This is a genomic window from Pseudomonas sp. GW822-FHT05A08 (assembly GCF_058800485.1).
In genome coordinates this window covers 3729331-3743124 of the sequence record NZ_CM179511.1, presented here as the reverse complement: position 1 = coordinate 3743124, position 13794 = coordinate 3729331, and the positions used below count along the sequence as shown (strand labels likewise).

Genomic DNA, 13794 nt, shown 5'->3' with positions numbered 1-13794 from the left:
ATGAACTTCACAACCATGGCCGCCGAGCTGGTGATGCAGGACCTGATCGATTGCCTGCTCGCCGAAGACTTCTTTGGCCGCGAACCCTTGCCGTTGCTGACTGCCAGCCAATGGCGCCAGGCCCATCCTGAAGCGCCAGCCCTTGAAGCCTCAATCCTTGAAAGCGCGGATGGGCAACAACGGATCTGGGAGTGGTGCTGCGACGCCCAGGAACAGCGCTTTATCAGCATCGCCCTGCGCCCGGGCATCACCCAGCAGTGGGAAAAGGTCCCGGGCACGCAGGTTCTGGCCCGCCAGGAGCAGCGCTGGACGGCGCTGGGCCCGGTGGACTTCATGCGCCGGGTGTTCACCGGCATGGGCCCGCGTTTCCAGGACAACGAGAAGGGCCTGACGCTGTTTCTCGAAGTGCTGCATATCAGCGTCTGGCAGACCGCCTTGTCCCTGGAGCACCGGGTCGACCACCAGGGCCTGATGGCCCAGGACGGCGCCACCTTTTTCCGCACCATGGAGCAGTGGGCTTCGCTGCGCGATCGTCCGTACCACCCGCTGGCCAAGGCCAAGCAGGGCTTGCTGCAGGCCGAATACCAGCAGTACCAGGCCGAGTTCGCCCGGCCGGTGGCGCTGAACTGGGTGGCGGTGCGCAAGGACCTGCTGCAAGGCGGCGCGGGCGTGGCGGACCTGGAACAGGTCTACCCGGCGCGCTACCTGTTGCCGGAAACCTTGCAGGAACGCCTGGCCGCAGAGCTGCGCGAGCGCGGTATCGGTGACAGCCACGTAGCCTTGCCGGTGCACCCGTGGCAGTTCGAGCATGTGTTGCAGGCGCAACTGGGCGATGCCTTCGCCCGTGGCGACTGCCAGCGCCTGGACTTCAGCGAAGCCACGGTCTTCGCCACCTCGTCGCTGCGCTCGATGACCCCCTGTTTCGCCAGCGCCGACTACCTCAAGCTGCCGATGGCCATCTATTCCCTGGGCGCCTCGCGCTACCTGCCAGCGGTGAAGATGATCAACGGCGGCCTCAGCGAAGCGCTGCTGCATCAGGTGCGACGCCTCGACCCGGTGCTGGAACAGAGCCTGCACCTGTGCGACGAGAGCAAGTGGTGGGCCTTCATGCCGCCCCAGGCGACCCTGTTCGACGAGGCGCCGCGGCACCTGTCGGCGATGGTCCGCGGTTACCCGCAAGCCTTGCTCGACGACCCGGACTGCCGCCTGCTGCCGATGGCCGCCCTGGGCACGCCATTGCCCGGCAGCAACCGGCACTTCTTCGATGAGTGGATGCAGTACCGCGAACTGCCGGCGACCCAGGCTTCGGTGCTGACCCTGTTCGGCGAGCTGTGCCAGCGCTTCTTCGACGTCAACCTGCGGATGTTCCGCCTGGGCATGCTCGGCGAGGTGCACGGGCAGAACGCGGTGCTGGTGTGGAAGGCCGGCCAGGCCCAGGGCCTGCTGCTGCGCGACCACGATTCGCTGCGCATCTTCGTGCCGTGGCTGGAACGCAACGGCATGGCCGACCCGGAATACCGGATCAAGAAGGGCCACGCCAACACCCTGTATCACCAGCGTCCCGAGGACCTGCTGTTCTGGCTGCAGACCCTGGCGATCCAGGTCAACGTGCGGGCGATCATCGACACCCTGGCCCAGGTCTACGCCGTGCCGGCCACTGCATTGTGGAGCGCATTGCGCCAGGTGCTGGACGCTCTGTTGCAGAGCATCGACTTCGACGACGAGGCCCGGGCGATGATCCAGCGCCAGCTGTTCGAAGCGCCGCGCTGGCCGCAGAAGCTGCTGCTGACGCCGATGATCGAACGCGCCGGTGGCCCGGGCAGCATGCCGTTCGGCAAGGGCGAAGTGGTCAACCCGTTCCAGCGGTTGGCCGCCGATGCCTGACCCGCTGATCCATCCTTGCAGGCGCACGCTGTTGCGCCTGTCCCTGGGGTTGCTGGCATTGCCGCAGATCGCCCGCGCCGAACCGCGGCGCCTGGTCACCCTGTTCCAGGGCGCCACCGACAGCGCCGTGGCGCTGGGCGTGACGCCCTGCGGCGTGGTGGAGTCTTCGAGTGAAAAGCCGACCTTCCGTTATTTGCGCCCGGCGCTGGCGAATGTTCCTCATGTCGGCCTGGAAACCCAGCCCAGCCTTGAGGACATCGTGCTGCTGGAGCCGGACGTGATTGTCGCCTCGCGTTTTCGCCACCAGCGCATCGCGCCGCTGCTCGAACGCATGGGCACGGTGCTGATGCTCGAGGAAGTCTTCGAGTTCAAGCGCACCCTGGCGCTGATGGGCGCGGCCCTGAACCGCCAGCAGCAGGCCAGCAGCCTGCTGGGGCAATGGCAGCAGCGGGTGGCGCGCTTGCGCGAGCAGTTGCAGGTGACTTTCGCCGGGCGCTGGCCGCCCACGGTGTCGGTGCTGGATGTGCGTGAAGACCACATCCGCAGTTACCTGCCGAGCAGTTTCGCCGGCTCGGTGCTCACGGAGCTGGGTTTCGCCTGGAACCCGGTCGCCCGCGAGTCCCGGAGCACCTATATCAAACTCACCAGCAAAGAGAACTTGCCCGTGGTCGATGCCGACCTGTTTTTTGTATTCCAGCGCGACAGCCAGGCGGTGCGGCACAACTATGAACGGCTGGTGCATTACCCGTTCTGGCAACAGTTGCGCGCCGTGCAACAGCAGCAGGTGTGGCGGGTCGATGGCATTGCCTGGAGTTTCTCCGGAGGGATCCTCGGCGCCAACCTGATGCTCGACGACATTGCCCGCCTGGTGGCGTCTTCATGAGTCGCGGGCTGAAACTCGGCCTGGCGGCGGTCGTCCTGCTGCTGTGCGCTGGCCTGAGCCTGGCGGCCGGGGCGACCTGGATCGAACCGTCGCAGTTGCTCAAGGGCCTGCTGCAACCGGACAGCCTCAGCGCCGGCCAACAGTTGATCTTCAACAGTCGCTTGGCGCGCACCCTGATGGCCGTCGCCGTGGGTGCGAGCCTGGCGGTGGCGGGGGCGCTGATGCAGGCGCTGACCCGCAACCCGCTGGCATCGCCGGGGTTGTTCGGGGTGAATGCCGGGGCGACCTTCGCGATCATCCTGTGCTCGTCGCTGTTTGCCCTGTCGTCCATGAGCCAGTGGCTGTGGTGCGCCTTTATCGGCGCCGCGCTGGCCGGCAGCCTGGTGTGGCTGATCGGCAATCGCGGGCAGGGCAGCCTCAACCCGCTGCGCATCGTCCTGGCGGGGGCGGCGATCACCGCGTTGTTTTCCGCCTTCAGCCAGGCGCTGCTGGTGGTCAACGAGGAGGGACTGGACACCGTGCTGTTCTGGCTCGCCGGGTCGTTGTCCGAGCGCGACCTGGCGCTGGCCGCGCCGCTGCTGGTGGGCGTCTTGCTGGCCTTGCTCGGCGCGTTGCTGCTGGCCGGGCAGGTCAATGTGCTCAACGCCGGCGAAGCCATCGCCATCGGCCTGGGGCAGCGCACCGGGTTGATTCGCTGGCTGATGAGCGTGCTGATCATCGGCCTGGCGGGTAGCGCGGTGGCGCTGGCGGGCAGCATCGGTTTCATCGGCCTGCTGGTGCCGCACATGGTGCGCAAGGGCCTGTCCATCGATCATCGCTGGTTGCTGCCGGGGTGCGCGGTGCTGGGGGCGATCCTGCTGTTGCTGGCCGACACCCTGGGGCGCCTGGTGATTCTGCCGCAGGAGGTGCCGGTGGGGGTGATGACCGCGTTGTTCGGCGCGCCGTTCTTTATTTTCCTGGCCCGTCGTGGAGGTCGTTATGAATAACACCCTGACCCTGCGCACCGCCGGCTTTTCGCGGCGCATCGACCTGGCGACCCTGTGGCGGCTGTTGCTGGCCGTGCTGGCGACGGCGCTGGTGATGCTCGGCGCCTTGTCCCTGGGCAAGCTCAACCTGTCGCCGCTGACCGTGCTGGAGCTGCTGTGGCGCGGCGGCGACGAGCGCCTGCTGTTCATCGTCGAGCAACTGCGCCTGCCGCGCCTGCTGCTGGCGGCCCTGGTCGGCGCGGCGCTGGCGGTGTCCGGCCTGATTTTGCAGAGCATCATCCGCAACCCGCTGGCGTCCCCCGATCTGCTGGGCATCACCAGCGGCGCCAGTGCCGCGGCGGTGCTGTACCTGTCGTTCTTTTCCCTGCTGCTGGGCCCGCAGTTCTTGCCACTGGCGGCGATGCTCGGCGCCGGGCTGGCGGCCCTGGCCATTTACCTGCTGGCCTGGAAGCAGGGCACCTCGCCGCTGCGCCTGGTGCTGATCGGTGTCGGCGTGTCGGCGCTGCTGGCGGCGGTGACCACCTTTGTCCTGGTGTTCAGCCCGCTGACCACCACCTTGTCGGCCTATGTCTGGCTCACCGGCAGCGTCTACGGCGCCAGCTGGCCGGAGCCGCGGGCCCTGGCCGGCTGGTTGCTGGCGATCCTGCCGTTGCTGGTGTGGCTGGCGCGCCAGGTGCGGGTGCAACAACTGGACGATGCCTTGGCCCAGGGCATCGGCGTGCGGGTACAGTGGCTGCGCGCCGGCTTGCTGCTGGTCAGCGTGGCCCTGGCCGGGGCGGCGGTGGCCTGGGGCGGGGCGATTGCCTTTGTCGGGCTGATCGCGCCGCACATCGCCAAGCGCCTGGTGGCCCCGGGGTTCGCCGGGCAGGCGCTGATGGCGGCGCTGGTCGGCGCCAACCTGGTGATGCTCGCCGACCTGATCGGGCGCACCCTGTTCCTGCCGCTGGACCTGCCGGCGGGGATCTTTGTCGCGGTGCTGGGCACGCCGTTCTTTCTTTATCTTTTGATCAACCAGCGGCACTAAGGAATTCCCGATGTCCTCGATGGCAACCCAGCAACTGACCCTGGGCTATCAGCGCCAGGTGATTATCGACGGGCTGGACCTGCAACTGCCGGCGGGCCAGGTGTCGGTGCTGATCGGCAGCAACGGCTGCGGCAAGAGCACCCTGCTCAAATCCCTGGCGCGGCTGCTCAAGCCGCAGCAGGGTTCGGTGATCCTCAATGGCGAGGATATCCAGCGCAAATCCACCGCGGCGGTGGCGCGCGAACTGGCGATCCTGCCGCAGATGCCCAGCGCCCCCGAAGGCATCACCGTGCGCCAGCTGGTGGCCCTGGGGCGTTATCCCTACCAGAACTGGATGCAGCAATGGTCGGCCCAGGACGAAGCCATGGTCGAGCGCGCCCTGTTGCAGACCGGCGTGCAGGCGCTGGCGGAGCGGCCGGTGGATGCCTTGTCCGGCGGCCAGCGCCAGCGCGTGTGGATCGCCATGACCCTGGCCCAGGACACCGAGATCGTGCTGCTCGACGAGCCCACCACCTTTCTCGACCTGGCGCACCAGATCGAAGTGCTGGACCTGCTGCGCGAACTCAATCGCCAGGAGAACAAGACCATCGTCATGGTCCTGCACGACCTCAACCTGGCCTGCCGCTACGCCGACCATATGGTGGCGGTGCACCAGCGCACCGCGTTCGCCCAGGGCCGGCCCGAGGAGATCCTGACCGAGGAACTGGTCAAGCAGGTGTTCGACCTCAACTGCCGGATCATCCCCGATCCGTTTTTCGGCACGCCGCTGTGCATTCCCTTTGGCCGGGAACTGCCGCAATGAATCTGCAAGCCGCCTTCAACCCGCAAGACTGGAGCGTGCTATCCGGGCCGCTGCGCCTGAAACCCATGGCCCAACGCGACCGCCAGCGCTCCCTCAGCGCCCGCACTTTACTCGACGATGAAACCTGTATCGCGCTGCTCGACCAGCTGGGGCCGGTGATCGGTTCGCCGACCCGGGCGATCACCGCCTCGCTGCTGGCCAAGCGTTTTTCCTTCCTCGCCACCGGCGCCTGCCTGTACGCCATGTCGGTGTGCGACCAGGGCCTGCTGCTGTCCCTGGACGATTGCGTGATCGAGTACGGCCACGACGACGGGCTCTGGACGTCGTCGATGCCGCTGGCGGACCGGCCGCCCCTGACGTATGCCGCGGGCGAACGCGACGCCTGGCGTGCGGCGATTGTCGAGGCGCTGTTCGCCGGGCTGCTGGCGCCGCTGTGGCAGACCTTCAACCGGGTCAGCGGCATTTCCCGGCGCATCCTCTGGGAGAACACTGCGGTGCGGGTCTATTCGCTGTACGAAAAACGCATGGGCAAGGTCGAGGATCCGCTGATCCGCTTGCGCCATGAGGCGGACTTCGACTGGCTGCTGCAAGAGGCCGCGCCAGCGCTGTTCGGCCTGGACTACAACCCGCTGCGGCACTTCCGCCGGCCGCCGACACCGCTGGAGGAGGGCAAGAGCATCCGCTTTCGCCGCACCTGCTGCTTTTATTACGAGGCCACCGAACCCGCCGAATACTGCTCCACCTGCCCGCTGTTGCGCCCGAGGAAATGCCGATGATCGCTCCGCGCCAACACCACGCCAGCGCCGCCTTGCTCGAGCATTACCGCGGTATCGCGCCCTCGACCCTCGGCCATTTTGGCGACGAGGGTTACCTGCGCGGCATCCGCCCGCTGTTCGACGGCCTGCGCATGCTCGGCAATGTGGTGACGGTCAAGGTCTTCGCCCCGGATGGCGCCATCCTGCGCGACGCGCTGCTGCTCAGCGAACCGGGGGACGTGCTGGTGATCCAGTGCGTGGGCGATCAGGAGTGCGCCTGCTGGGGCGAACTGCGCACCCTGGCCGGGTTGATCAAGGGCCTTTCCGGGGTGGTGGTGGAGGGCACGGTCACCGATGTCGCCGCCCTGCGCGAGCATCGCTTGCCGCTGTTCAGCCGTGGCGTCAGCGCCTACACCACCCGCGGCATCGGCGAGCAAGGGGAGGTCAACCTGCCCATCGAAGTGGCCGGGGTGCGGGTCAACCCGGGGGATATCGCCATCGGCGACGACGACGGCGTGTTCATCCTCGACGGGCAACGGGCCGAGGCGCTGTTGCCGCAACTGCTGGCCAAGGAAGAGCAGGACCGCGAGCGGTGCGCGGCGTTCTTGCAGCGCCTGGCCGCCACCCGCTGACGCGTCGGCGAACCGGCCGGGTTTGCACTTTTATAAGGCTCGCGGCCCCGGCCTTGCACCAGGCTAAGGCGATTCCTGGCCCGGGGTAGGCTATCCGGGAGCCTTGCAGAATGACCGCGCAACCCCACCAGCACGGCCTTTCAAGGCGTGCGGCGCAGCCTGGCACAAAGGCTGCAAGATAGCCGCTAACGCCCCACCGCGCATGTCGCGGGCGGGCCGCCCCTCGGTCAACGCGGATCGATCGGCCAACCGGCCATGGGCACTCGGTGAGTCAGGCACAGCAGCCCGATCGCACACCGCAAATAACAGGCAAAGGCGCCTGGAACCGTGAGGTTTCAGGCGCTTTTTTTTGCTTTAAAAAAACCGTGATTGGCTTGGGTCGGGTGCTATTTATGAATGCCATTGTTGCCCCTTTGAACACACACAAAACCCTGATCGTGATCGGCAACGGCATGGTCGGACATCATTGCGTCGAACAGTTGGTGGCGCGAGGCGCCCTCGAGCAGTACCGCCTGCACGTCTTCAGCGAAGAGCCGATGCGCGCCTACGACCGGGTGCACCTGTCCGAGTATTTCAGTGGTCGCGACGCCGAATCCCTGGCCCTGGGCGATGCCGCGCTGTACCAGGCCCCGGGCCTGACCCTGCACCTGGGGGTGGCGGTGCTGCGCATCGACCGCGAGCACCGCCAGGTCATCACCGCCGCCGGCCCGGTGCACTACGACAAGCTGGTGCTGGCCACCGGGTCCTATCCCTTCGTGCCGCCGATCGAGGGCGCCGCAGGCGATTCGCGCCTGGTCTATCGCACCCTGGAAGACCTCGACGCCATCCGCGCCGCGGCCGCCAATGCCCGGCGCGGCGTGGTGGTGGGCGGCGGGCTGCTCGGCCTGGAGGCGGCCAACGCCTTGAAGAGCCTGGGCCTGGAAGCCCATGTGGTGGAGTTCGCGCCACGGCTGATGCCGGTGCAACTGGACGAGCAGGGCGGTCGCGCGTTGAAGGCGCGGATCGAAGCGCTGGGCGTCGGCGTGCACCTGGGCAAGGGCACCCAATCGATCAGCGCCGGCGAGCAGTACCGCTACCGGATGAACTTTGCCGGCGACGACTTCCTCGAAACCGACCTGATTGTGTTCTCCGCCGGGATTCGCGCCCAGGATGCCCTGGCCCGCGACTGCGCCCTGGAGATCGGCCCGCGCGGCGGCGTGGTGGTGGACAACCAGTGCCTGAGTGGCGACCCGTACATCTACGCGATCGGCGAGTGCGCCAGCTGGAACGGCAGCCTCTTCGGCCTGGTGGCCCCGGGTTACCAGATGGCCCGCAGCGTCGCCGCCCAGCTGTGCGGCGAGCCGGGCGAACCCTTCATGGGCGCGGACATGTCGACCAAGCTCAAGCTGCTGGGGGTCGATGTCGGCTCCATCGGCGACGCCCAGGGCCTGACCCCGGGCGCGCGCAGCTACCAGTTCATCGACGAGGCCACCGCCAGCTACCGGCGCCTGGTGGTGGATGCCAGCGGCAAGCAGGTGCTCGGCGCGGTGCTGGTGGGCGACAACAGCTACTACGACACCTTGCTGCAATACATGCAGAACGGCATCGCCTTGCCCGCCGAGCCGGCCGGCCTGATCCTGCCGTCCAGCGCCGGCGCGCCGACCCTCGGCCCGGGCGCCTTGCCCGAGTCGGCCACGGTCTGCTCCTGCCACAACGTCACCAAGGGCGCGATCTGCTCGGCCATCGACGGCGGCTGTTCCGACCTCGGCCAGCTCAAGGCCCGGACCAAGGCCTGCACCGGTTGCGGCGGTTGCGCCGGCCTGCTCAAGCAGGTGTTCGAGCACGAACTGATCGCCCGTGGCGTCAGCGTCGACAAGAGCCTGTGCGAACATTTCGCCTACACCCGCCAGGAGCTGTACGCGCTGGTGCGGGTCGAGGGCATCCTCAGTTTCGACGAGATGCTCGCCAAGCACGGCCGTGGCCATGTCGGCTGCGATATCTGCAAGCCGGCAATCGGCTCGATCCTCGCCTCGTGCTGGAACCAGCCGATCATGGACCGCTCCCTGGTGCCGCTGCAGGACACCAACGACACCTTCATGGCCAACATGCAGAAGAACGGCACTTACTCGGTGGTGCCGCGCATCGCCGGTGGCGAGATTACCGCCGACAAGCTGATCGTGATCGGCCAGGTGGCGAAGAAATACGAGCTCTACACCAAGATCACCGGCGGCCAGCGCATCGACCTGTTCGGCGCCCAGCTGCACCAGCTGCCGGATATCTGGGCCGAGCTGATCGCCGCCGGTTTCGAGACCGGGCATGCCTACGGCAAGTCGACCCGCACCGTGAAGTCCTGCGTGGGCAGTACCTGGTGCCGCTACGGCGTGCAGGACAGCGTGCGCATGGCCCTGGAGATCGAGGACCGCTACAAGGGCCTGCGTTCGCCGCACAAGCTGAAGTTCGCGGTGTCCGGCTGCACCCGCGAATGCGCCGAGGCACAGAGCAAGGACGTCGGCGTGATCGCCACCGAGAACGGCTGGAACCTGTATGTCTGCGGCAACGGCGGCATGCGCCCGCGCCACGCCGAACTGTTCGCCACCGACCTCGACGACCAGACGCTGATCCGCTACATCGACCGCTTCCTGATGTTCTACATCCGCACCGCCGACCGCCTGCAACGCACCTCGGTGTGGCGCGAAAGCCTGGAGGGCGGCCTGGATTACCTCAAGGCGGTGGTGATCGACGACAGCCTGGGGCTGGGCGCCGAGCTGGAAGCGCAGATGCAGCTGGTGGTGGACCGCTACGAATGCGAATGGGCCAACGCCCTCAAGGACCCGGAAAAACTCAAGCGCTTCCGCACCTTCGTCAACGACCAGCGCCCGGACCCGGACATCCATTTTGTCGAGGAACGCGGCCAGCGCCGGCCGATCATGGCCGCCGAACTCAACCTGATCCCTGTCACCGAGGAGGTGCTCTGATGAGCCTGTCGCCAAACCCGCAACGCATCGAAAGTGAATTCGCCGAGCAGCCCGGGGTGCAGTGGCGGGCGGTGTGCAGCCGCCAGGACCTGGTCAGCCACAGCGGCGTGGTGGTCTGGCACGACGGCGCCCAGGTGGCGCTGATCTACCTGCCGGATGCCGCGCAGCGGACCCTCTACGCCATCGACAACCACGACCCGCAGTCCGGCGCCAATGTGATCGGCCGCGGCCTAGTGGGCTGCATCAAGGATGAGCTGGTGATCGCCTCGCCCCTGTACAAGCAGCACTTCCGCCTGGCCGACGGCACCTGCCTGGAATACCCGGAGCAACGCCTGCGCACCTGGCCGGCGCGGCTGCGCGGCGACGTGGTGGAAATTGGCGTGCAGTAGGCCGCACGCGCTTCCTTCAATACACATCCATGCCTGACCCCGCGCCGCCCGGCGCGGGGCCGGAACCCCTGTTGCTCAAGTATCGGAGACGCCCATGAAAACCGCTGCTCAGTTGCTGAAGTTGAAGGCCGTGGAACACCACCAGGTGCACAGCATCGGCCCGGACCAGATGGTGCTCGAAGCACTGCAGATGATGGCGCAGAAAAACGTCGGCGCGCTGCCGGTGATGGAAGCCGGGCAGGTGGTCGGCGTCATCAGCGAACGCGACTATGCACGCAAGGTGGTGCTGCAAGGCCGCTCATCGGTGGGCACCCCGGTCCGCGCCATCATGAGCGCCCCCGTGGTCACCGCCGACAGCCAGCACAGCATCGAACGCTGCATGGCCGTGATGACCGACAGCCACCTGCGCCACCTGCCGGTGCTGGACGGCGAGCAACTGATCGGGCTGCTGTCGATTGGTGATCTGGTGAAGGAAGCGATTGTCGAGCAGGCGGACCTGATTCGGCAGTTGGAGCACTATATTCGGGGGCATTGAGGGAGCAGCACCTTGTGCTGCTTCATTCCGCTTGGGGGAGCACGGGCTGTCTTCCTATAGATGCTGTGCTTGGGATTTTTCGTTCAGCCTGAAGACGATGCCTTCCACTTCCATGTCGACGGTGTACTTGAACAACACGTGGATGCTCTTGGACATGCCTGGTAAACGATAGCTATCCCAGCCGCCCGTCATGCCGGAGATAGGCACTCTATAAGGCGCTCCTGACTCCAGCGGCTCGCCATATTGAGATTTAACCCACGCCTGATTCATCTTCGTTTTGAGCTGGTAGGGAAGGCTCCCTCGGTATATGGGTTCTCCTTCAAAAACCTCAAGAAAGGTAATGAACAGGTTTTCAAAACGTTGAGTGCTGGCCCAAAAACCCAATTCGACCCCTGGCTCCGGCGACACTGTCACCCTGTCGCTGTCATCAAAGATGCCCTTTGGTGGTCCTCCTGGGAGATACATTCCTAAGGCAATCATTTCGGGGTAAGTGCGACCGAGGCTTTTGATCAAGTCATCGATCATGACGGCGTTCATATCAATACAAGCCTTATCCACACAGAGCTAAATGTTGGGCTTGTTGTTTGACCTGAACACCACTCCTTCAACTTCCATGTTCATGTTGTATTGAAATACCGTTCTAATGTTTTTTGCCGTGCCGGGAAGGTGGTAGGTATCCCAGCCGCCAGTCATTCCAAGTACCGGCATTTTGAAAGGTGCTTTTGACTCCAAAGGCTCTCCGTAATGGGACCTTACCCAAGCTTGGTTCATTCGACGTTGAAGCTGGTACGGCAATCCATTCTCGTAAACTGAGTCGTCGTCGGAAGTCTTATGCAAATAGATACAGAGAGAGTCAAAGTGCTGAGTGCCTGAAAAGCCCAAATCTATTCCGGCTGCAGGTGACATGAACGAGGTGTCATCGCCCTCGAACATACCTTTTGGTGGCCCGCCAGGGAGATACATTCCAGATGCGATCAACTCGGAATAGGTCCTCCCCATAATTTTAATCAGGTCATCGATCATTGCGGCGTTCATATCAATACCAGCCTTGTTCCTGATGAAGGTTATGCAGATTGGTGCGCGCATTTTCGATTTGCGCTTCGCTGAACCCCAGATCTTGGAGAAACGGTTTAAGTGCGTCGAGGTTGTTATCGACTGCTGCCCGTAGGTCGGCGGCATCCTCAATCTGCTTCGTCTTGGTGTTTCTACCTCCGTACGTCTCACTGTACTTTTGATGCACCTCGCGTGGGATGGCCATACTTGGCGCGTTCCGCAGGATTTTTTTTAAGTTTTTCGGGAGGATGTTTGGGTTGAGTTTAACGACATATTCTCTCAAAGCACCTTGCGACGGTATGTGATCAATATCCAACCCATCCTTGGCGCTTCTACTGGAAAGATCATTCGCCGGGCCGACCTCCAGCGGGTTGACCAGGGGCTTGGCGAAGACCAGGTACAACGAGCGCAGGCCGCTGCCGATCGGGAAGGTGACGATGCAGTCTTCGACCTTGAGCTCGTCGAGGGGCGCGCCCTGGAGTTGGCTGTCGCCGCCTTCGGCGATGGGGTGGACCATGAGGTTGGCCAGTTTGTCGGTCACCCCCGGGTAGGGCGTCGGGGCGGTGACCACCGGGCCGTTGTGCGGTGTCCAGGTGATGGTGAGTGTGCCGAGGTGGGCCTGCATGGCGTTTTTGTCGGCGTTCCAGTGGGCCTTGATCACCGGGACGCTGTCCTGGCCCGACTGGGCGCTGGTGTGGATGCCGTGGATGTGCAGCGCGCCCTGGCTGTCGCGGCGGAACTGGAAGCGCACCCGGGTAGTGGCGGCGCGCAGCTCGCGCAGTTGTTCTTCGCTGTAGAAGGCGTCGTCGCCAAGCCGGGTCGGGGTCATGGCCAGGAGCAGCACCTGTCCAGCCGGGCCGCCGACGGTCCTGGCTGCGGTGCCGGCCATCTGCACTGACCAGGCGAAGCTCCTGAGGAGCCGTTCGCCGGCGACCCTGCCGAGCCTGACCTCGGTGGCCGAGGAGGCCATCAGCATGGTCTTGCCGAAATTGCCCGCGGGCTCGCTGGCGCTGCCGGCCTGGGTGGTGCCCCAGGGCGCGCTGCTAATGGACTTGGCGAAGACCAGGTCGGTGCGAGGAGCGGGATCGGGCCAAGGGTCTGGCCGAAGGTAGACCGGCTGCGGTTCGGGCGCGGGGCAGAGCAGGCTGCCGCTGGCTGTGGCGGCGGAACTGTCGGTGACCAGCACCCAGTCGCCGTTTCTGACGGCGGCCAGAATCTCCCGGTCGCTGTGGATGCTGTAGTGCTCGCGCAACAGCTCGTCCAACCCTTCAAGGCTTGACCTGTTGCGTTGCAGGGCCATGCGCACCTGGGTTTCGGCGAAATACGGATCGTGCGCGTTCCATGCCTGCCGGTCGGAGGCTTTCAATAAGCGCATGTCAGTAAGCGCAAATCAGTAAATGCATGAGCGGCCCCGGCTTCTGGATAGGCCACGAATGCTAGGGGGCCATCCCGGCGCGGCGCTTTAGGCCCTTTCTGAAACGCTCGAAAGAAAACTCGCTTGTGGGCCGGCGATAAAACCGGCGATCCGTTTCTGGCGCTAAAAGCTGCCGTTCGTCACGGCGCACGGAGCGGGATTCAACTTTTGCCCACAATGATTTTCACAGCCGTTGTAAGGACCGCACCAGGCCCGGAGGGGCTGCTATCCGCCGGAGGTTGAGCCAGATGAACGACGACTCCCTGGACGAAACGCTCGAGGAACGCCGTCAGCGCCGGGTGGCGCGGGCGCTGAGCCTGAACCCCGACGAAGTGGCGCGCTGGGTGGTGGCCATGGAAGAGGACGGCAGCGGCATGGGTTATGTCATCGAGTTTTCCGCCGCCACGCCGGTCGGGGTGCTGGCCAGGGTGCCGGGGCTGGGCAGCGACCGGCTGATCAATATCGGCCCCATCGACTAGCCGC

14 protein-coding genes are annotated in these 13794 nt (G+C 65.3%); 11 read left to right on the top strand and 3 right to left on the bottom strand.

The window, feature by feature from the left end; all coding sequences use genetic code 11:
* From AC3RCP_RS16735 to AC3RCP_RS16690, 10 genes are all read left to right on the top strand, one after another.
* A complete protein-coding gene (locus AC3RCP_RS16735; protein WP_492570448.1) occupies positions 1 to 1884 on the top strand; it encodes an IucA/IucC family protein in 1884 nt (627 codons plus the stop codon).
* Positions 1877 to 2767, top strand: a complete 891-nt coding sequence (locus tag AC3RCP_RS16730; RefSeq protein WP_101338059.1) for an ABC transporter substrate-binding protein — start codon at positions 1877 to 1879, stop codon at positions 2765 to 2767. The genes AC3RCP_RS16735 and AC3RCP_RS16730 overlap by 8 nt, the downstream gene beginning before the upstream one ends.
* Positions 2764 to 3753 (top strand): FecCD family ABC transporter permease, encoded by a 990-nt coding sequence (locus AC3RCP_RS16725; RefSeq protein ID WP_492570447.1) that lies wholly within the window; start codon positions 2764 to 2766, stop codon positions 3751 to 3753. Before AC3RCP_RS16730 ends, AC3RCP_RS16725 begins: the two co-directional genes overlap by 4 nt.
* Positions 3746 to 4777: a FecCD family ABC transporter permease gene (locus tag AC3RCP_RS16720; RefSeq protein WP_101338058.1), complete on the top strand. Its 1032-nt coding sequence runs from the start codon at positions 3746 to 3748 to the stop codon at positions 4775 to 4777. The genes AC3RCP_RS16725 and AC3RCP_RS16720 overlap by 8 nt, the downstream gene beginning before the upstream one ends.
* Before the next feature lie 10 nt (positions 4778 to 4787).
* Positions 4788 to 5579, top strand: a complete 792-nt coding sequence (locus AC3RCP_RS16715) for an ABC transporter ATP-binding protein (RefSeq protein WP_007925442.1) — start codon at positions 4788 to 4790, stop codon at positions 5577 to 5579.
* A complete protein-coding gene (locus AC3RCP_RS16710; RefSeq protein ID WP_492570446.1) occupies positions 5576 to 6355 on the top strand; it encodes an IucA/IucC family C-terminal-domain containing protein in 780 nt (259 codons plus the stop codon). Before AC3RCP_RS16715 ends, AC3RCP_RS16710 begins: the two co-directional genes overlap by 4 nt.
* Positions 6352 to 6966, top strand: coding sequence for an RraA family protein (locus AC3RCP_RS16705; protein WP_492570445.1), 615 nt, complete (start codon positions 6352 to 6354; stop codon positions 6964 to 6966). The genes AC3RCP_RS16710 and AC3RCP_RS16705 overlap by 4 nt, the downstream gene beginning before the upstream one ends.
* 392 nt (positions 6967 to 7358) lie before the next feature.
* Positions 7359 to 9920 (top strand): nitrite reductase large subunit NirB, encoded by a 2562-nt coding sequence (nirB, locus tag AC3RCP_RS16700; protein WP_492570444.1) that lies wholly within the window; start codon positions 7359 to 7361, stop codon positions 9918 to 9920.
* Positions 9920 to 10309, top strand: coding sequence for a nitrite reductase small subunit NirD (nirD, locus tag AC3RCP_RS16695; protein ID WP_492570443.1), 390 nt, complete (start codon positions 9920 to 9922; stop codon positions 10307 to 10309). The genes nirB and nirD overlap by 1 nt, the downstream gene beginning before the upstream one ends.
* A 94-nt stretch (positions 10310 to 10403) precedes the next feature.
* A complete protein-coding gene (locus tag AC3RCP_RS16690) occupies positions 10404 to 10844 on the top strand; it encodes a CBS domain-containing protein (protein WP_492570442.1) in 441 nt (146 codons plus the stop codon).
* A gap of 54 nt (positions 10845 to 10898) precedes the next feature.
* On the opposite strand, the gene AC3RCP_RS16685 is transcribed toward AC3RCP_RS16690, so the two are convergent.
* Genes AC3RCP_RS16685 through AC3RCP_RS16675 form a run of 3 tightly spaced genes read right to left on the bottom strand, consistent with a single transcriptional unit; the run spans position 10899 to position 13272 of the window.
* Positions 10899 to 11381, bottom strand: a complete 483-nt coding sequence (locus AC3RCP_RS16685; protein WP_492570441.1) for a DUF6392 family protein — start codon at positions 11379 to 11381, stop codon at positions 10899 to 10901.
* A 27-nt stretch (positions 11382 to 11408) separates the two neighbouring features.
* The gene (locus tag AC3RCP_RS16680) at positions 11409 to 11879 is read right to left on the bottom strand and encodes a DUF6392 family protein (RefSeq protein WP_492570440.1); all 471 of its coding nucleotides are present in this window, start codon (positions 11877 to 11879) and stop codon (positions 11409 to 11411) included.
* A 1-nt stretch (position 11880) separates the two neighbouring features.
* A complete protein-coding gene (locus AC3RCP_RS16675) occupies positions 11881 to 13272 on the bottom strand; it encodes an S-type pyocin domain-containing protein (protein WP_492570439.1) in 1392 nt (463 codons plus the stop codon).
* 287 nt (positions 13273 to 13559) lie between these two features.
* On the opposite strand from AC3RCP_RS16675, the gene AC3RCP_RS16670 reads away from it, so the two are divergent.
* Positions 13560 to 13790: a hypothetical protein gene (locus AC3RCP_RS16670; RefSeq protein WP_007925461.1), complete on the top strand. Its 231-nt coding sequence runs from the start codon at positions 13560 to 13562 to the stop codon at positions 13788 to 13790.
* Positions 13791 to 13794 lie beyond the last annotated feature (4 nt).